We start from the raw sequence: 16,400 nt of genomic DNA on the forward strand, positions 1-16,400 counted from the left end.
TAAGGTTTAACAGGTGTTAGATAATCTAAAGTGATCTGGTTAGTTTGTGATTTCTTGGGGAAGCTAATCAACATAACAAGATATTTAGTTAGTCAATTTAATCTATTCTTTAATAATATTAATTTACGTTAATGTTTATTTAGAATGATCTTGTTCTTTCTTATATTTTTAAAATCTTTAAGAATCTTCGAAAGAGATTCAGATGAGAGTTACGTGCTCACTCATTGGGGAGGAGGCCATAACTTTCAAAGAGCTTTCTTAAGAAAGGCATTACATGGTGGTCTTGAGATTATTGGGAAATACTTGAGACTAATGATTAGAATGGGTAGAGAGTGTAGTTAAGGGGACACTCTTAAAAGTGGGGAGAAGTTTATGAATATTTTGATACTTGGTAATACTGCTGGATTAACAAACGATTTCATTTTGAAAACGTTTCCTAATCAAGCAGTTTTTATTTTTGGTCATACAGGTGTAAAGAACTCTCGTAAGAATAAAATCACCGTATATACCAAACATTATGAGAACAATCAATTAGAAGATGTTTTTGATTTTCATGATTATGATCAAATCATCTATTTTTCGGAATATCTCAATTATGGACATGAAAGTTCAGGGGAGATTGAAAATCTCATCAGATTGTTAGAGTGTCTTAAAGATAGAAAAAACAAACGTTTACTTTACATTACAGGTCCTGTCCTTGAGGATGGGAAACGAAGCTTACAGACGACAACTAAGGATACCTTATTATCTTGGACTCGAGAATTTGGGGTCAACCTTAAAGTTCTGCATAGTCCCTTTCTTTATTCAGTCATTAATAAAGAAGATTATCTATATAAACTGTTTGTACGTTTAGACAATCATGAGCAGGTGGAGTTGAAGGAGTCATCACAAAGTCAGGCGACTTTTATCAGTCTATCTGACTTGGGAGATTTGCTTCACAAATTATGTGAGCGATGGAATGACATCTATGAAAGTATTATTATTCCGGATCCCTTCCAACTGACTTTTGGTGAGCTCTTGCAAGCTTTGGATAAATATTTCCCTAACAAGCAGGTTCATTTCTTAGAGGAAAGAAGAATTAGGAAATATGATAACGATCCTGAAAAGCACCATGATTTGCGTGATCGATTCGCTTGGTTTATGCGTTATGCCTTGGTGCGTGACTTGCCAGATATTTACGAAGACTATCAAAAGCAGCGAAAAGGTTCTTTACGTGTTTCTAAGTTCCGCAATATCGTAGATAATATCGTTAAGCAAAAGAGAAATAAGAAACTTGCTGCTGTTGTCGTGACTTTCTTAGTCTTTGAAGCTTTTCGATATATGACTCAAGGTCAGTTACAGTTTCAATTGATCGACCTACGTTTGCTCTTTGTTGTCTTGATTAGTACAGTTTTGGGCATGGGTTATGGCTTGTTCTCAGCAGTTCTTGCAATTATTGGTTTGACAATTAGTCAAATTTTGTCTGGAACTAGCTGGCAATTGCTTCTATATAATACGGATCGTTGGGTTGCTTTTATTGCCTATATCTTTATTGCTATGGTTTGTGGATTTGTAGAAATGAAGAAAAAAGATGACAAGCTACAACTAGATAAACAATTGGAAACAGTTAAGGAAGACTATCTTATCCTTAATCAATCCTACCATACATTACTTAATGAAAATAAAGACCTGAAAAATGCCTTGTTGGCAAGTCAAGATGGTCTTGGAAAAGCCTATTCTTACTTTGTGACTTTAGATCATGCTAGTGTTGAGAAGGTTCTTAGACAGACGATTGATTTGGTTTCAGAGATTTTGAATGCTCCTGTTTCACTTTATGGTGGTGGTCCTTTCCAATATGAGCTCCTTTTGGGAGATAACGATAAGAAGCAAGTATCTTTGACAGATTTTAAAGAAGTTGGAGATGCCTTCGGTCATGGACGTGTCTGGGCTAATAAATCATTGCTTGAGAATCGTCCAGCTTATGCCGTGGAAGTTAAGACCAAGGCAGAGGGTACCTTTATCATTTGGGTAGAGGCTGTTCCTTTTGAAGCTATGTCTACTAAAGTGTTAAACGAGCTTGAGGTTCTTTCAAAAATGAGTCGTTCTTTCATTGAAAAGGCAGAACTTCTTGAACAATCTAGTCATCAAGGGAGGGTTGCACAATGATTCCAGTCCTAATTACTAGTATTTTAACGGTTTGTTACTTCCTATCTATAGCACTTGTCTATAAAGCCATTGTTAGTGGCAGATCAGATTTAACCATTTTTTACTTGATTTTCCCAATTGCTTTACCTTTCTTTGGTGCCGGTCTGATTCATATGATTTCTAAGCCAAATCCTGGTAGACACCGTCGTGGTCAAGAAGCAGCAGTTGGTGGCAAAATTAAAGATTTGACCATTGATTTTGGAAATATCGATGATTTTCAACGTCCTAAGGAATTGGTTGAAGAAGACATCGTTCCTCTTGAAGAATCTCTCTATTTGAATAAGGCTAAGGAAGCTCGTCAGCAACTGATGGGATTGGCTAATGACGATCCATCTCATTTTATGGATTTGCTCTACTTGGCTCGTTTAAATGAGGACAGTGAAATTGTCCACTATGCGACAACCTTCATTTCTGAAATTTCAAGTCAATACGATGAGAGGTTGACTGCCTTTGAGAAACGCTTTGAAAAGGGTGAAGCAGACTTTGACCTCTTAACTGAGTATTGTGATTTTATGGAAGATTACCTCTCTAAAGAACTTCTAAGTAAACAAATGGAAGGTTTGCTTCGTAAGGAGTACGAGGAACGTCTCTTGCAAAAACTTAGTCACGGAACAACTGCTAAAGACTTAGTGCGAATTATTCATAATGAACTAGCTCTTGGTTTGTATGATTTGGCTCAAAAGCATTTGACACAGCTTTCAATTAAATCAAATGCGGATGATGTGTATTATTTGTATTTGGAATATTACTATCAAACTGGTCAGTTTGATGAATTTAAGAACATGATTCGTGAGATGCAAGGCAAACAGGTTGTTCTTTCTAAGGACAAACAAGATCTCTTGAACTTCTGGCAAGGAAAAGAGGTGATGGCATGAAATTAGGTAAAAAGAATGTTATCCGCAAAGAAACCTTGCTAGGGGTTGGCCTTATTTTGTGTCTGGCCATCGGACTCTTTGTTCAAAAGAAAGGGGAATGGTACCCAACTCAAGGTAAGGAAGCCTATCTTACTGGAAAAGTACCATCTACGGCCTCAGTGGTCAAGGATTTAGATAAAGATACACTGGTTCTTTATGATAGTGAAAACGAGACGAGTCAAAGGGCTTGGAAACAGTTTGAGCAAATTCTAAAAGATATGCGTATGGGAGCTAAGTTAGTCGATGTGGCTAAACACGAGTCCTATTCACTTTCAGATTATAAAAAAGTAGTCCTTCTTGTCACTGACCTTTCTCGAATGGAGGACCAGGTTCAGCCACTAATGGATTGGACTGAAAAAGGTGGTCAAACACTTTTTGCAGTAACCATGGGGAAAGAAAGTAATCTGGATGCCATTGATCATAATCTCGGCGTGAGTTATTCCAATTTTGAGATGGATGAGGTCAAGGAAATCTACGTGGATCCTGACTTTATGATTGGTGGGGGACGCAATTATAAAATTGAAGAACCTTTTGAGTCAGCTAGAAAAGTCTCACTTGAAAGTGATGTTAAGGTACATGCTAAAACAACAGATGATTCTCATACACCGTTGATTTGGGAAAAATCATACGGCAAAGGGAAGTTTGTCGTTGACAATCTTGGAATCTATGAGCGTAATGTCCGTGGTATTTATGCCGCTTCCTATAGTCTTTTAACTGAAGCGACAGTTTATCCAGTAATCAATGGTTCTACCTATTATATAGATGATTTCCCATCACCTGTTCCAGCTGGAGATGGTCGTTTCGTTAAACGTGACTACGACATGTCTGTGTCTGAATTTTATACCAATGTTTGGTGGCCAGACCTTCTTAAGCTGCACGAAAAGTATGGTATTGTTCATACAGGTGTGGTCATTGAAAACTATGAGGCCCAGACAGATGGTGAAATTGTTCAACAAAATGATTTAGATCGTTTCAAGTATTTTGGAAATTCGCTTTTGGCTAATGGCGGTGAACTTGGTTATCATGGTTACAACCACCAACCTTTGAGTCCTTCATCTGTTAATTATGGTGAAAAGTATGCCAGCTACAAGACTTGGAAGGATAAGGCTGCTATGAAGGCCAGTCTGTCTGAGTTGATTCGTTTTGTCAACCAACTCTTTCCTAAAGCGCAAAAATCAGTCTACGTTCCACCATCAAATATCCTTTCAAAAGAAGGGCGAGAGGTAATCGTTAATGATTTCCCAGAAATCAAGGCTATCTCAAGTAACTATTTCCCAGGAGATTTCACTTATTCGCAAGAGTTTGAAGTGTCACCTGATGGAATGATTGAAGAGCCACGTACAGTTTCTGGTGCGGTTTGGGACGATTTCTCACAGATGACGGTCTTTTCTGAAATGAATATGCACTATGTCAATAACCATTTCCTTCACCCTGATGACGTTCTTGATGTCGATCGTGGTGCAGAATTGGGTTGGGCAAAGATGTACAAGGCTTTAGACAAGGAAGTTAGTTGGGTCCACAATATGTCACCTTCGCTCAGGAATCTAACAGGTTCAGAATTAGCAGGTGCTGTTCAGCGTTACGGTATTTTGAAAGTTTCTCAAAAATATACCAAAGACGCCCTAAAAATTGATCTTGAGAATTTTCATGATCATGCTTACCTTATGGTTCGTTTAAATCAAAACGAGGTTAAGAAGGTAAAAAATGGTAAGGTTACGCATTTAACGGGTGATCTTTACCTATTGGAGGCTACGAATAAGTCAGTCACCATCACATTAAAATAAGGCAAAATAGGGGAAAATGCCGATGAAGATATGTTTAATTCTTGAAGGGTCCTATCCGTATGTTCACGGTGGTGTCTCTACTTGGATGCATCAATATATTACAGAAATGAAAGAGCATGAATTTGTTCTCTGGGTTGTGGGGGCAACACATGAGCAAAAGGGAAAGTTTGTTTATGAACTTCCTGAAAATGTCGTAGAAGTACACGAAGTCTTTTTGGACTATGTTGTGCCAGATAAAGAAGAAGACATAGAGCCACATCAGTTTACAGATGAGGAAAAACAAGCCCTTAAAGATATGGTTTTTTGTCAACAACCTGATTGGAAAGTCTTGTTTAAAATTTTACAGGATGGTAAGGTCGTTCCTAACGATCTCTTGAGTAGTGAGGCCTTTTTTCAGGTCTTGAAGGATCTCTGTAGTGAGCGCTACACGCAGCTATCTTTTTCAGATGTTTTTCACACGATCCGTTCTATGCTGTTTCCACTTTTAAATATTTTATCTTGTCCACCTCCTGAAGCAGATGTTTACCACTCAATCTCTACAGGTTATGGTGGTATTCTTGCAACTTTGGGAAGTTTGACTTATGACAAACCTCTCTTCTTAACTGAACACGGGATTTATACGCGTGAACGTGAGGAAGAATTGCTTCGTGCCAAGTGGGTTTTACCTACAATGCGCCAACAGTGGGTAAGGTTCTTCTATATGTTGTCTGATGCGATTTATCAAAATGCTCAAAAAATTACCAGCCTCTTTACTAAGGCCAAGGAAATTCAGATCGAGATGGGTTGTGATCCAGAGAAATGTCAGGTTATTTCAAACGGGATTGACTACGATGCCTTTTCTCAAATTCCTTTGAAAGAACCAGATGGTTGGATTGATATTGGAGCCGTGGTACGTTTGGCTCCAATTAAGGACATCAAAACCATGTTGTATTCTTTCTACGAACTGGCTCAGCAAGTGCCAAACGTTCGTTTGCATATCATGGGTGGTATAGATGACCAAGAATATGCGGATGAGTGTTTTAGCTTGGCCGATAAGATGGATTTGGGAGATCGTCTCCTATTCACTGGTCGTGTTAATATTCGAGAATATATGAAGAAAATTGATTTTACGCTTTTGACCAGCCTTTCTGAAGGTTTGCCACTTTCTGTTTTAGAATCAATGGCAGCTAGTCGTCCTTGTGTGACGACAGATGTCGGATGTTGTCGAGAATTGCTAGAAGGTCGTGAGGATGACAATCTAGGGATTGCAGGATTTTGTGCGCCACCTACTTGTACAGGGCCTCTTGCAGAAGCTATGAAGAAGATGGCGATTAATGATGCTAGACGTCTTGAAATGGGTGAAATTGCGCGTAAGCGTGTTGAAGCGATATATCAATATCCGCAAATGATCGGTCAGTACCGACGCTTATATGAGGAGGTGGCTGTTTAATGGCCGGTATTGGATTTGAATTACGTAAAATTTACAACGAGGATAACCTTTTTTCAAAACAAAAGGCCTACGCTTATGCTGGAATTGTGTATACCGGTCCTATGCTTTTGGGGATTTTACTTACAGCTGGTGTCGTTGTTCTGACAATGGTAGCGGGAATCAGTGAAAATGAGCGTGATTATATTCTTTCGAACTTAACCTACGCTATCATTTTTTCACTTGTGATTACCAGTCTCTTCTCGTTGGTGGTAACCCGCTTTGTTGCGGACATGCTCTACGAGAAGAAGTTTGAGACTATCATTCCTTCATTTTATGCGTCGAGTGCCTTGATGCTTATGATTGGAACGCCACTGTATGCGCTCTATCTAGCCCTGGCTAGTCGAAGTTTAGCAGAAGTGGCTATGGGAGTTTTGCTCTTTGGTGAGCTTTGTCTCGTTTGGAATGTCATTACCTATTTGACAGCGATTAAATCCTATAAAGAAATTATCAAAGGTTTCTTTTTAGCGATTGGTGTGACGATTATCTCTGGATTACTTAGTATTTTCCTACATCAAAAGTATGGTATATTCCTAAGTGTTTGTTTGGGATATGGTGGAATGATGTTTTGGATGGTTCGTCTGATCCATGACTATTTCCCATCTAATCTTAAAATGTCCTTTGAGTTTTTGAAATGGTTTGATCAATTTTCTGATCTTGCCAAGACTGGACTTTACATGTTGGTGGCCCTCTTTGCTCATATTGTTATTAACTGGTTTGGACCAATTAGTAAGAGTTTTGATGGCTTCTTCCGTACAGCTCCAGTCTACGATGTGCCGGCCATGTTAGCCTACTTAACGACTTTAGTATCAACACTTAATTTCGTTATGTCTGTCGAGGTTTCCTTCTATCCGCATTTCCGACGTTATTTTAAGCTCTACAATGAAGAGGGAAGTCTTTCGGATATTCAGGAAGCTGAAACTCAAATGTTGGATGTCATGAGTAATGAGCTCAAATATGTTTTTTGGAAACAATTGCTAGCGACAATTTTCATCATGTTCTTCGGAAGCGTGGTTTTGACTTACTTACCAATTGGTTTTAACAATCAAATGCATGGTTACTTCTTAACGCTATGTCTAGCTTATGGTCTCTATGCTGTAGGCAATGTGAATATCTTGCTTTTGATGTATTTTGCAGATTATAAGGGTGCCAAGAAGCTTGCCAAACACTTTGCCATTCTGACAGTAGTTTTGAGTTTTGGTTCTCAGTTCTTGGACTCAGCCTTCCTAGGCTATGCCTTCCTGATTTCTTCTTTAGTTCTTTTCATCGAAAGTGGTCAGGAAATCGATAAATACACAAGTGATCTTCAGTATCATTTCTTAGGAAGCCAAACCATGGTATCTAAGAAAGACGTGGGCTATTTTGAAAAATGGACTGAGCGTTTAGAAAACATACAAAAGAGGTGGGGGAAATGAATAGGAAAAAGAGTTTAGCAGCGGTTTTGTTGCTCTGTACGGTATTTGGTTTTACAGCATGTGGAACCAAGGAACAGACAAAAAACGGTGTGACAACTAAAAAAGTAGATAAACAAGCGGCCACTGATATCTCTAATGTACACTTAAGAGACAAAAAGAGTCTCTATGATAAAGATCATACCAAGGTAACGACCATGTACCTGACTGTACGTCGAGGAGATGCTACAGAAAATCAAAATCACTCATGGTCTGAGGTCAACCAATATTCTGTTGAAGATTATCAGAAGATGGGTGTTAAACGATACCAAGTAGCAGGTCTTCTTCAAGTTGGTAATGAGGACGGTCCTGTGTCTGGTGAGTTGGGTTATGACCAGGACGTGCCAAACGCCAGTGTTCAGATTCGTGGGGAAAGTTCAAGTAAGAACGCCCAAAAGAACTATAAAATCAAGATTAAAAAGAACAAGGGCGAGTGGAACGGCCAACGTACCATTAACCTTAACAAACACCAGACTGAAGCCCTTCGCTTTAGAAATAAGTTGTCCTATGATTTAATGGAAGAAATTCCTCAACTCATGGGTGCTAGAACGAGTTTTGTTCACCTCTACGTTAAGGATGAAACCTCTGACAATCCATCAGGTAAATTTGAGGATTATGGTCTCTACACGCAAGTCGAACAGATTAACAAAAACTATCTGAAAGATCATGGTCTGGATGAAAATGCCAACCTTTATAAACCAAACTTCTTCGAATTCTTCCGCTATGAAGATACGATTGTTAAAGAAGAAGATCCTAAATTCGACAAGGATAAATTCGAGAAACTTTTGGAAATCAAAGGTAGCCATGATCACACCAAACTTATTGATTTTCTAACCAAGCTCAACGATCCATCGGTGAAGGTTGAAACCATCATGGACAAGTATGTAGATCCTGAGAATATCCAATATTGGATGGCCTTCCAGATGTTACTTGGTAACGATGATACACAGAGTCGTAACATGTATCTCTATAGCCCACAAAACTCAACCAAATGGTACATCATTCCTTGGGATAACGATAGTATCTTGATGAAGAATGAACGTCGTTTGGTAAGTAAGGACAGCGACCAAGCCAATAGCTGGGAAGTCGGTGTCAGCAACTATTGGGGGAACCAACTTTTCCAACGCTTGCTCAAATCAAAAGAGTTCCGCAAGGGACTAGATGAGAAGATGGATGAGCTACGTAAGACGATTACTGGTGATAAGATTACTTCTATGAGTAATGAATACGCAGCAGTCATTAGACCTTACCTAGCTAAGATGCCTGACCAAATGCATGCTAAGACAACTCCTGACAATTATGACAAGATTTTGGCAGATTTGCCAAATGAGTTGGAGAACAACTACAGGATTTATAAAACAAGTCTTGAAAAACCACAACCATTCTTTATCAATAAGCCGGAAGTGGCCAATAACAAATTGAAATTAAGTTGGGGTGCTTCTTACGATTTCAATAACAGCAAGTTGACTTACACTGTAGAGTTAGCTAAGGACTATGAATTTAAAGACAAAGTCTTTGAAAAATCTGGTCTCAAAACTCTCAGTGCCGAAACAGATACCTTGCCTAAGGGACAATATTTTGTACGTGTGACTGCAACTAATGAAGCAGGACAATCACAACGTGCCTTTGACTACTATGTCAATAGTGATAATTCAAAACAATTTGGTATCATGAGCTTCTTTGTCCTTGAAGATGGAAAAATTGGGGTAGATGGTTATGAAGACTAAAGAGAAGCCCTTTCGCCATGAGTTGAAATATGTCATCGGTGAACCAGACAAGGCTCTGCTGACTGAGCGTTTTAAACATTTGATTCAATTGGATAAGCATGCGACAAATGGTGGTTATACCATTCGGAGTCTTTATTTTGACGACTATTGGAATAGTGCCTATGCTGAAAAAGATGCAGGTATTCTGGTTCGAAAAAAATATCGGATTCGTATCTATAATTTCGGGACCAATAGTATCAAACTAGAGCGTAAGAAAAAGGTAGATACCTACATTCTGAAAGAGGATGCACCTCTAACCGTTGAAGAATTTTATAAAATTATTGATGGGGACTATGACTTTCTCTTAAAAAGTCCATATCCTCTCTGTCAGGAATTTTACTATGAATGCGTTAGTAACATGATGCGTCCACGGACCATCGTTGACTATGAGCGAGAGCCGTGGGTCTATGACTTTGGAACAGTTCGCTTAACCTTTGACCAAAATGTTAGAGTAGCGGTTGGAAGTTTTGATATTTTTGATCCAGACTTACCAACAATTCCAGTCATTGATCCAGAAAAGATGGTTTTCGAAGTTAAATACACAGAGTATCTGCCAAAGATTGTCCAGAGTGTCTTGCCAGGGAAAGCAGACATGATGGCTGTCTCTAAGTACGTATTGGCTTATGAAAAATCTCAGTATCTAAATGGTTTTGAATACTGGGAAGATGGGAATATATAAATAGGAAAAGGCTAAGTTTGGAAGAACTTAGTATAAGAAGGGGAGTTTATGAGTGTTCAAGACTTTATAAAAAAATCAATTTTGCAGTCTGATAACTATGCGACACAATCACCGTTACGTATTGTTATCGTCTTGCTACTTGCCTTGTTGATTGGAGCCTTTATCTATAAGGTTTATCAGCATTTCTTTACAGGCGTTATTTATTCACGCAGTTTTGCCATGACCTTGGTCGGTATGACCTTGCTCACGTCAATGGTAACACTGGCAATCAGTTCAAACATCGTTATCTCACTTGGTATGGTCGGTGCCCTCTCTATCGTCCGTTACCGTACCGCAGTTAAGGATCCTATGGACTTGCTCTACCTTTTCTGGGCAATTACCTCAGGGATTACGGTAGGGGCAGGTATGTATGTCCTAGCAGTTGTAACGTCTATCGTTATCCTTTTAATGCTTATTGTCTTTAGCCGCTTGCAAGAGACTGGTAAGGTGTATATCGCTGTGGTTCACTATGATGGTGAGCACACAGGTGACAAAGTTATTCAAGAACTTGGTCGCATCAAACACTTTATCAAGTCTGAAACCATGCGAAAAGACAGTGTTGAGATGGCTATTGAAGTCTTTGTGAAAAATAACGACCTAACCTTCGTTGAAAATATTAAATCTATCGAAGGTGTCAAAGACCTTACGCTGATCCAATACAACGGCGAATACCATGGCTAGTAAACGTGAGAAGAAGAGTTGGAGTAGTCGAAAGAAGAAACTTTGGCTCGTCATCTGTCTAATCATCATTACGAGTGGTCTTTATGCTATTTTTGTGTATTTGAATACCAGAAATACAGGTACCAAGTTTGAATATACGCTTTCAGACAAGAGTTTTGGGAATCCGCTCATGGGTTATGTCCCTTCAGCGGAAGAAAAAACAGTTTCTGAAGATGTTCATCTTGTCTATGTTGATATCACATGGAAAGAATTGGAACCTAAAAAGGGCCATTATAACTGGGAAACGATTGAAGAAAGTAACCAGTTCAAACGATGGAAGAAAGAAGGCAAGCAGGTCGTCTTACGTTTCTTGCTAGATTACCCTGGCAAATCAAGTCATAAGGATATCCCTGACTGGTTGGGAAATGAAATTTCTGACCTTGGGGATGCTTATAACACATCCTACGGTAAAGGATTTTCACCAAATTACCAAAATAAACTGCTTAGAAAATACTATAAAGAAGCTATTACTGCTATGGGACAGCGTTGGGGCAATGATGATTTTATCGCCTACATCGAACTTGGTGGCTTAGGACACTGGGGCGAGTGGCATGTTCACTCAGATGTTGGCATTCGCCAATTGCCACGAAAAGAAGTTCGTAAGGACTACATCGCACCGTTTCAACCAGCCTTTCCTAAAGCGAAGATTCTTATGAGAAGACCTTTTGATACAGGTTTGGAAGGTGATTTTGGAATCTATAATGACGTCTTTGGAGACAAATCAGCAACCAAAACCTGGTTAAATTGGATTCAAAATGGTGGATCATACGATCAAACCCAAGAGCAAGCAGCCTTGAAAGCCATGCCTAAGGCTTGGGAAAAGGCTCCTATCGGTGGTGAATTGACAAGTTCACAGTCTATGTCTAGCTTACTAGGTAATAACTTAGACGAGCTTACAGAAGAAGCTAAAGCAGCTCATTTGACCTTCTTGGGTCCAAAGGTTGCTGAAGATATTGGTGACGGGCAAGCTGCTTATAAGGAGCTCTTGAAGAATATGGGCTATCGCCTCTGGGTGTCAGGTTTGGCAATCTCCAAAGGAGAGAGCAAGGTTGATATTACCCTTAATTTGGAAAATTCTGGGGTTGCCCCTTTATATGGGGATTGGCCTGTGGTATTATACTTGTGTAATGCTAATGGCAAGGTTCTTCAAGCCCAACAACTTGATTGTCGTTTGTCTGAATTGCTTCCAGATCAAACAACTGAACTTAAGGCAGGTTTCGCCTATTCCAAAGATCAGAACTATCAAGTGAAGCTAGGAATTCTATCTCCAATGACACAAGAGCCTTCGGTTCATTTTGCCATGAAGGGTTTTGAAGGAGAAGTTATGCCTAAATTAGCAACGATTCAAAAGGATCAAAAAGGCACTGGCAAGTAAGAAAGGAAAAATAAATGTCTATTTTAATTACAGGAGGAGCTGGCTATATCGGTAGCCACACAACCGTTGAACTCCTTAATGCAGGTTTCGATGTAGTCTTAGTTGACGACTTTTCAAATAGTTCACCAGAAGTACTTGAACGTTTGGAAAAGATTACAGGTAAAAAATTTCCATTTTATCAAGGATCCATTTTAGATACTGATTTTTTGGATAAGGTTTTCACAAATGAAGATATTGAGTTAGTTATTCACTTTGCAGCCTTCAAGGCAGTGGGTGAATCTGTTCAAAAACCTTTGAAATATTATAAGAACAACATCAGTGGTACCATTACACTCCTTGAAAAAATGAAGGAATATGATGTTAAAAACATCGTCTTCAGTTCAAGTGCAACAGTTTACGGTACCAATAATCCTTCTCCAATGACCGAAGATATGCCAACATCAGCGATTAACCCATACGGTTATACTAAGTTGATGATGGAACAAATTCTTACAGACGTAGCTGCATCAGATCCTTCATGGTCTGTCACAAATCTTCGTTATTTCAATCCTATCGGTGCTCATGAAAGTGGTTTGATTGGGGAATTGCCAAACGGTATTCCAAACAACCTGATGCCATATATTACACAAGTAGCTATCGGTAAACTGCCTGAGCTTAACGTCTTTGGGGATGACTATCCAACTCCAGATGGTACAGGTGTGCGTGACTACATTCACGTTCTTGACCTGGCCTCAGGTCACTTGGCTGCTGTCAAATATAATTTGAGTCATAAAGGTGCTGAGATTTTCAACTTGGGTACTGGACATGGTTATAGCGTTTTGGATCTCGTTAAGACTTTCGAAGCTGAAAACAAGATTGCTATCCCATACCGTATTCAAGGACGTCGTGCTGGCGATATTGCTACTTGCTATGCCTCTCCTGAAAAGGCCAAAGAAGTCCTTGGCTGGGAAGCTAAGAAGACCTTGAAAGAAATGGTTAGAGATTCTTGGCGTTGGCAAACGACTAACCCAAACGGTTATGAAGACTAAGTAGCATAACTCAAATTATCAGTTCCTAGAGAGCGTAAGATAAGCACTAGATTATTTTAAACTATCCCTAATCTAGTAGCTTCAAAAATAAAGAGAAGAGGAGTGGAAGCGGTCACTAAATGATTACAGATTTAGAACTGTCTCACCCTCTTTTTATGTTTAAGCTTAGCTTTCTATGGTATAATGAAATTATGACTATTATTAATCAATTCGTCACTTTGGCGAGTCACCTTGTATTTATAGGATTGAGCTACCAAATACTGATTAGCCTCTTTGATTGGGCAAAAATCATCAAAAATCCGACTGAAAATACTGGTAAATTGAAACTCTTTTTGCTCTTTATCAGTATTGCCTTAGGCTATCTTATCAGCTCCTTTATTCTGTCGGTTTTAGCTTTTGGACAGAATATGGCTAGCTCGATTTCTTAAATTAGTGATTTTAAAAGACTTTTGATATAATACAAAAAGATGAAAATGACCCTTGAAAGGAATCCTTATGGATAAAATTATTGTGCAGGGTGGCAACACTCGATTAAGTGGTGAGGTTGTCATTGAAGGTGCTAAAAACGCTGTCCTCCCTTTGTTGGCAGCGACTATCTTGGCCTCAGAAGGTCAAACAACCTTAACTAATGTTCCAATCTTGTCAGATGTTTACACGATGAATAATGTTGTTCGTGGTTTAGATATTGCTGTAGACTTTGACGAGGAAAACAATACCGTTGTCGTTGATGCTAGTGGAGAAATTCTCGATCAAGCACCATACGAGTATGTTAGCAAGATGCGTGCGTCAATCGTAGTTCTTGGACCTATTCTTGCCCGTAATGGTCACGCTAAGGTTTCAATGCCTGGCGGTTGTACGATTGGTAGTCGTCCAATCGACCTCCACCTCAAAGGTTTAGAAGCAATGGGTGCTAAAATTACCCAAGTTGGTGGTGACATTACTGCGACAGCAGAAAACCTTAAAGGTGCAACTATTTATATGGACTTCCCATCTGTTGGTGCCACTCAAAACCTTATGATGGCAGCAACTTTGGCTGATGGTGTTACAACCATTGAAAATGCTGCGCGTGAACCAGAAATTGTAGACTTGGCCCTTCTTCTTAACGAGATGGGAGCAGACGTCAAAGGTGCTGGAACTGAAACACTCGTGATTAAAGGTGTTAAAGCTCTCCATGGTACTAAACATGCAGTTGTTCAGGACCGTATTGAAGCAGGTACCTTTATGGTAGCAGCGGCTATGACTTCTGGAGATGTCCTCATCAAAGATGCTATCTTGGAACATAACCGTCCTTTGATTTCAAAATTATTGGAAATGGGTGTTGATGTTAAGGAAGAAGAAGGCGGCATTCGTGTTAAATCTGATGTTTCTCAATTGAAACCAGTAACCGTTAAAACTCTACCTCACCCAGGTTTCCCAACTGACATGCAAGCTCAATTTACAGCACTTATGGCAGTGGTAAATGGGGAATCAACCATGATTGAAACTGTCTTTGAGAATCGCTTCCAACACTTGGAAGAAATGCGTCGTATGGGACTTCATTCAGAAATCCTTCGTGACACGGCTATGATTCACGGTGGTTTGCCACTTCAAGGTGCTCAGGTTATGTCTACTGACCTTCGAGCTTCGGCAGCACTTATTCTTACAGGAATGGTAGCTGAAGGAACAACGACTGTTGGTAAATTAACACACTTGGATCGTGGTTACTATCAATTCCATGAGAAACTAGCTAAACTAGGAGCAAATATTTCACGTGTAAGTGAGGCTTAGTATGGAAACTGGTAAAGGCTATGTTTTTCGTCAATTATTACTTGTTTTAAGTGTGTGTGTGATTGGCCTTGCTTTTCTAGCTATCGGTTTGATGATAGGCTATGCTGTTTTAGGAGAGGGCAAGGATCCGATAAGCATCTTAAAACCAGAAACTTGGCAGGCAATTGTTGCTAAATTTACAGGAAAATAAAAGGGAGTGGGAAGTAATCCCGCTCCTTTAGTCATGACATTCATATAAAAGAAAGAGAACAATGGCAAAAAGAAAGACATCTTTAACAAATAAACAGAAACGTCAGCTAGTCTCGTTACTGATAGCGGTTTTGATTGCAGTTTTAGGTTACGTTGGAACGAGTAATAAGCTCTCACCTAACAATCCAATCAAGCAGGTAGCTAGTCTAGTCTCGGGAAAATCCAATAACTCCGCCAAATCAAACGGCTCAACAAGTGGGCAGTCTACGCCACAAGAGCAACTCGCAGAGACGGTGATGACTAGTTCTGTCAAGAGTCAACTAGGAAACGCCATAGAATGGAATGGGGCTGGTGCCTATATTGTTAACGGTAATAAAACCAATCTTAATGCTAAGGTATCTAGCAAACCCTATGCTAATAACCAAGTTAAAAGGGTTCAAGGACAAACGGTTCCTACAGTTGCGAATGCTTTGTTAAGTAAAGCGACTAGACAGTACAAAAATCGTCAAGAAACAGGGAATGGCTCAACATCTTGGACACCAGCTGGATGGCATCAAGTTCACAATCTTTCAGGAGAGTATAGCCATGCCGTAGACCGAGGCCATTTGTTGGGCTATGCACTTGTAGGTGGTCTCAAAGGATTTGATGCCTCGACTTCAAATCCAGAAAATATTGCCGTTCAAACTGCTTGGGCTAACCAAGCTAATAGCGAAACTTCCACAGGCCAAAACTATTATGAAAGCCTGGTACGAAAAGCTCAGGATAAAAACAAACGTGTCCGTTATCGCGTTACCCTAATTTATGAAGGAGATAACCTGATTCCATCAGGATCACATCTTGAAGCCAAGTCAGCAGATGGCTCGCTTGAGTTCAATGTCTTCGTTCCAAATGTCCAACAGGGAATTACCCTAGATTATTATTCAGGCAAAGTAACGGTGAATTAACGAAACAAACGACTCCGATTGGAGTCGTTTTTAGTATCCAGAAAAACAAAAACCCACCCGTAGGTGAGTTTTTTGTTTTATTCACTAGCTTGCTC

Annotated in this window: 14 protein-coding genes; all 14 read left to right on the plus strand. The window is 39.5% G+C overall.

Annotated features, from left to right (window positions below; all coding sequences use genetic code 11):
- The first annotated feature begins 372 nt into the window (after window positions 1–372).
- Complete coding sequence (locus tag HMPREF3112_RS07820) at window positions 373–2,145, plus strand: DUF4118 domain-containing protein (protein ID WP_070439092.1); 1,773 nt, start codon at window positions 373–375, stop codon at window positions 2,143–2,145.
- Window positions 2,142–3,059: a hypothetical protein gene (locus tag HMPREF3112_RS07825; RefSeq protein WP_070439095.1), complete on the plus strand. Its 918-nt coding sequence runs from the start codon at window positions 2,142–2,144 to the stop codon at window positions 3,057–3,059. Before HMPREF3112_RS07820 ends, HMPREF3112_RS07825 begins: the two co-directional genes overlap by 4 nt.
- Window positions 3,056–4,882, plus strand: coding sequence for a DUF2194 domain-containing protein (locus HMPREF3112_RS07830; RefSeq protein ID WP_070439098.1), 1,827 nt, complete (start codon window positions 3,056–3,058; stop codon window positions 4,880–4,882). The genes HMPREF3112_RS07825 and HMPREF3112_RS07830 overlap by 4 nt, the downstream gene beginning before the upstream one ends.
- Before the next feature lie 22 nt (window positions 4,883–4,904).
- Window positions 4,905–6,311, plus strand: a complete 1,407-nt coding sequence (gene pelF, locus HMPREF3112_RS07835) for a GT4 family glycosyltransferase PelF (protein WP_038675874.1) — start codon at window positions 4,905–4,907, stop codon at window positions 6,309–6,311.
- Entirely contained in the window at window positions 6,311–7,762 is a 1,452-nt protein-coding gene (gene pelG / locus HMPREF3112_RS07840) for an exopolysaccharide Pel transporter PelG (RefSeq protein WP_048674653.1), read from the plus strand. Before pelF ends, pelG begins: the two co-directional genes overlap by 1 nt.
- Complete coding sequence (locus HMPREF3112_RS07845) at window positions 7,759–9,525, plus strand: CotH kinase family protein (RefSeq protein WP_070439101.1); 1,767 nt, start codon at window positions 7,759–7,761, stop codon at window positions 9,523–9,525. Before pelG ends, HMPREF3112_RS07845 begins: the two co-directional genes overlap by 4 nt.
- Entirely contained in the window at window positions 9,515–10,243 is a 729-nt protein-coding gene (locus HMPREF3112_RS07850; protein ID WP_070439330.1) for a polyphosphate polymerase domain-containing protein, read from the plus strand. Before HMPREF3112_RS07845 ends, HMPREF3112_RS07850 begins: the two co-directional genes overlap by 11 nt.
- Window positions 10,244–10,291: 48 nt before the next feature.
- Window positions 10,292–10,963: a DUF4956 domain-containing protein gene (locus HMPREF3112_RS07855; RefSeq protein WP_022496458.1), complete on the plus strand. Its 672-nt coding sequence runs from the start codon at window positions 10,292–10,294 to the stop codon at window positions 10,961–10,963.
- Window positions 10,956–12,377: a DUF4832 domain-containing protein gene (locus HMPREF3112_RS07860; protein ID WP_070439104.1), complete on the plus strand. Its 1,422-nt coding sequence runs from the start codon at window positions 10,956–10,958 to the stop codon at window positions 12,375–12,377. Before HMPREF3112_RS07855 ends, HMPREF3112_RS07860 begins: the two co-directional genes overlap by 8 nt.
- 14 nt (window positions 12,378–12,391) lie before the next feature.
- Entirely contained in the window at window positions 12,392–13,405 is a 1,014-nt protein-coding gene (gene galE, locus HMPREF3112_RS07865) for a UDP-glucose 4-epimerase GalE (protein ID WP_070439107.1), read from the plus strand.
- A 191-nt stretch (window positions 13,406–13,596) separates the two neighbouring features.
- The gene (locus HMPREF3112_RS07870) at window positions 13,597–13,833 is read left to right on the plus strand and encodes a DUF1146 family protein (RefSeq protein WP_070439333.1); all 237 of its coding nucleotides are present in this window, start codon (window positions 13,597–13,599) and stop codon (window positions 13,831–13,833) included.
- A gap of 67 nt (window positions 13,834–13,900) precedes the next feature.
- Window positions 13,901–15,172: a UDP-N-acetylglucosamine 1-carboxyvinyltransferase gene (murA, locus tag HMPREF3112_RS07875; RefSeq protein WP_048674659.1), complete on the plus strand. Its 1,272-nt coding sequence runs from the start codon at window positions 13,901–13,903 to the stop codon at window positions 15,170–15,172.
- 1 nt (window position 15,173) lies between these two features.
- Complete coding sequence (locus HMPREF3112_RS07880) at window positions 15,174–15,362, plus strand: DNA-directed RNA polymerase subunit beta (RefSeq protein WP_003097027.1); 189 nt, start codon at window positions 15,174–15,176, stop codon at window positions 15,360–15,362.
- A 61-nt stretch (window positions 15,363–15,423) separates the two neighbouring features.
- On the plus strand, window positions 15,424–16,305 hold the full coding sequence (locus HMPREF3112_RS07885) for a DNA/RNA non-specific endonuclease (RefSeq protein WP_070439110.1): 882 nt from the start codon (window positions 15,424–15,426) through the stop codon (window positions 16,303–16,305).
- The last annotated feature ends 95 nt before the right edge of the window (window positions 16,306–16,400 follow it).

The organism is Streptococcus sp. HMSC10E12, assembly GCF_001807855.1.
GTDB classification, from domain to species: domain Bacteria; phylum Bacillota; class Bacilli; order Lactobacillales; family Streptococcaceae; genus Streptococcus; species Streptococcus salivarius.

Coding starts and splice junctions, on each gene's coding strand:
- HMPREF3112_RS07880 (WP_003097027.1), top strand. CDS start 15,174: ATGGAAACTGGTAAAGGCTATGTTTTTCGTCAATTATTACTTGTTTTA.
- pelF (WP_038675874.1), top strand. CDS start 4,905: ATGAAGATATGTTTAATTCTTGAAGGGTCCTATCCGTATGTTCACGGT.
- galE (WP_070439107.1), top strand. CDS start 12,392: ATGTCTATTTTAATTACAGGAGGAGCTGGCTATATCGGTAGCCACACA.
- HMPREF3112_RS07885 (WP_070439110.1), top strand. CDS start 15,424: ATGGCAAAAAGAAAGACATCTTTAACAAATAAACAGAAACGTCAGCTA.
- murA (WP_048674659.1), top strand. CDS start 13,901: ATGGATAAAATTATTGTGCAGGGTGGCAACACTCGATTAAGTGGTGAG.
- HMPREF3112_RS07855 (WP_022496458.1), top strand. CDS start 10,292: ATGAGTGTTCAAGACTTTATAAAAAAATCAATTTTGCAGTCTGATAAC.
- HMPREF3112_RS07825 (WP_070439095.1), top strand. CDS start 2,142: ATGATTCCAGTCCTAATTACTAGTATTTTAACGGTTTGTTACTTCCTA.
- HMPREF3112_RS07870 (WP_070439333.1), top strand. CDS start 13,597: ATGACTATTATTAATCAATTCGTCACTTTGGCGAGTCACCTTGTATTT.
- HMPREF3112_RS07820 (WP_070439092.1), top strand. CDS start 373: ATGAATATTTTGATACTTGGTAATACTGCTGGATTAACAAACGATTTC.
- HMPREF3112_RS07860 (WP_070439104.1), top strand. CDS start 10,956: ATGGCTAGTAAACGTGAGAAGAAGAGTTGGAGTAGTCGAAAGAAGAAA.
- HMPREF3112_RS07845 (WP_070439101.1), top strand. CDS start 7,759: ATGAATAGGAAAAAGAGTTTAGCAGCGGTTTTGTTGCTCTGTACGGTA.
- pelG (WP_048674653.1), top strand. CDS start 6,311: ATGGCCGGTATTGGATTTGAATTACGTAAAATTTACAACGAGGATAAC.
- HMPREF3112_RS07850 (WP_070439330.1), top strand. CDS start 9,515: ATGAAGACTAAAGAGAAGCCCTTTCGCCATGAGTTGAAATATGTCATC.
- HMPREF3112_RS07830 (WP_070439098.1), top strand. CDS start 3,056: ATGAAATTAGGTAAAAAGAATGTTATCCGCAAAGAAACCTTGCTAGGG.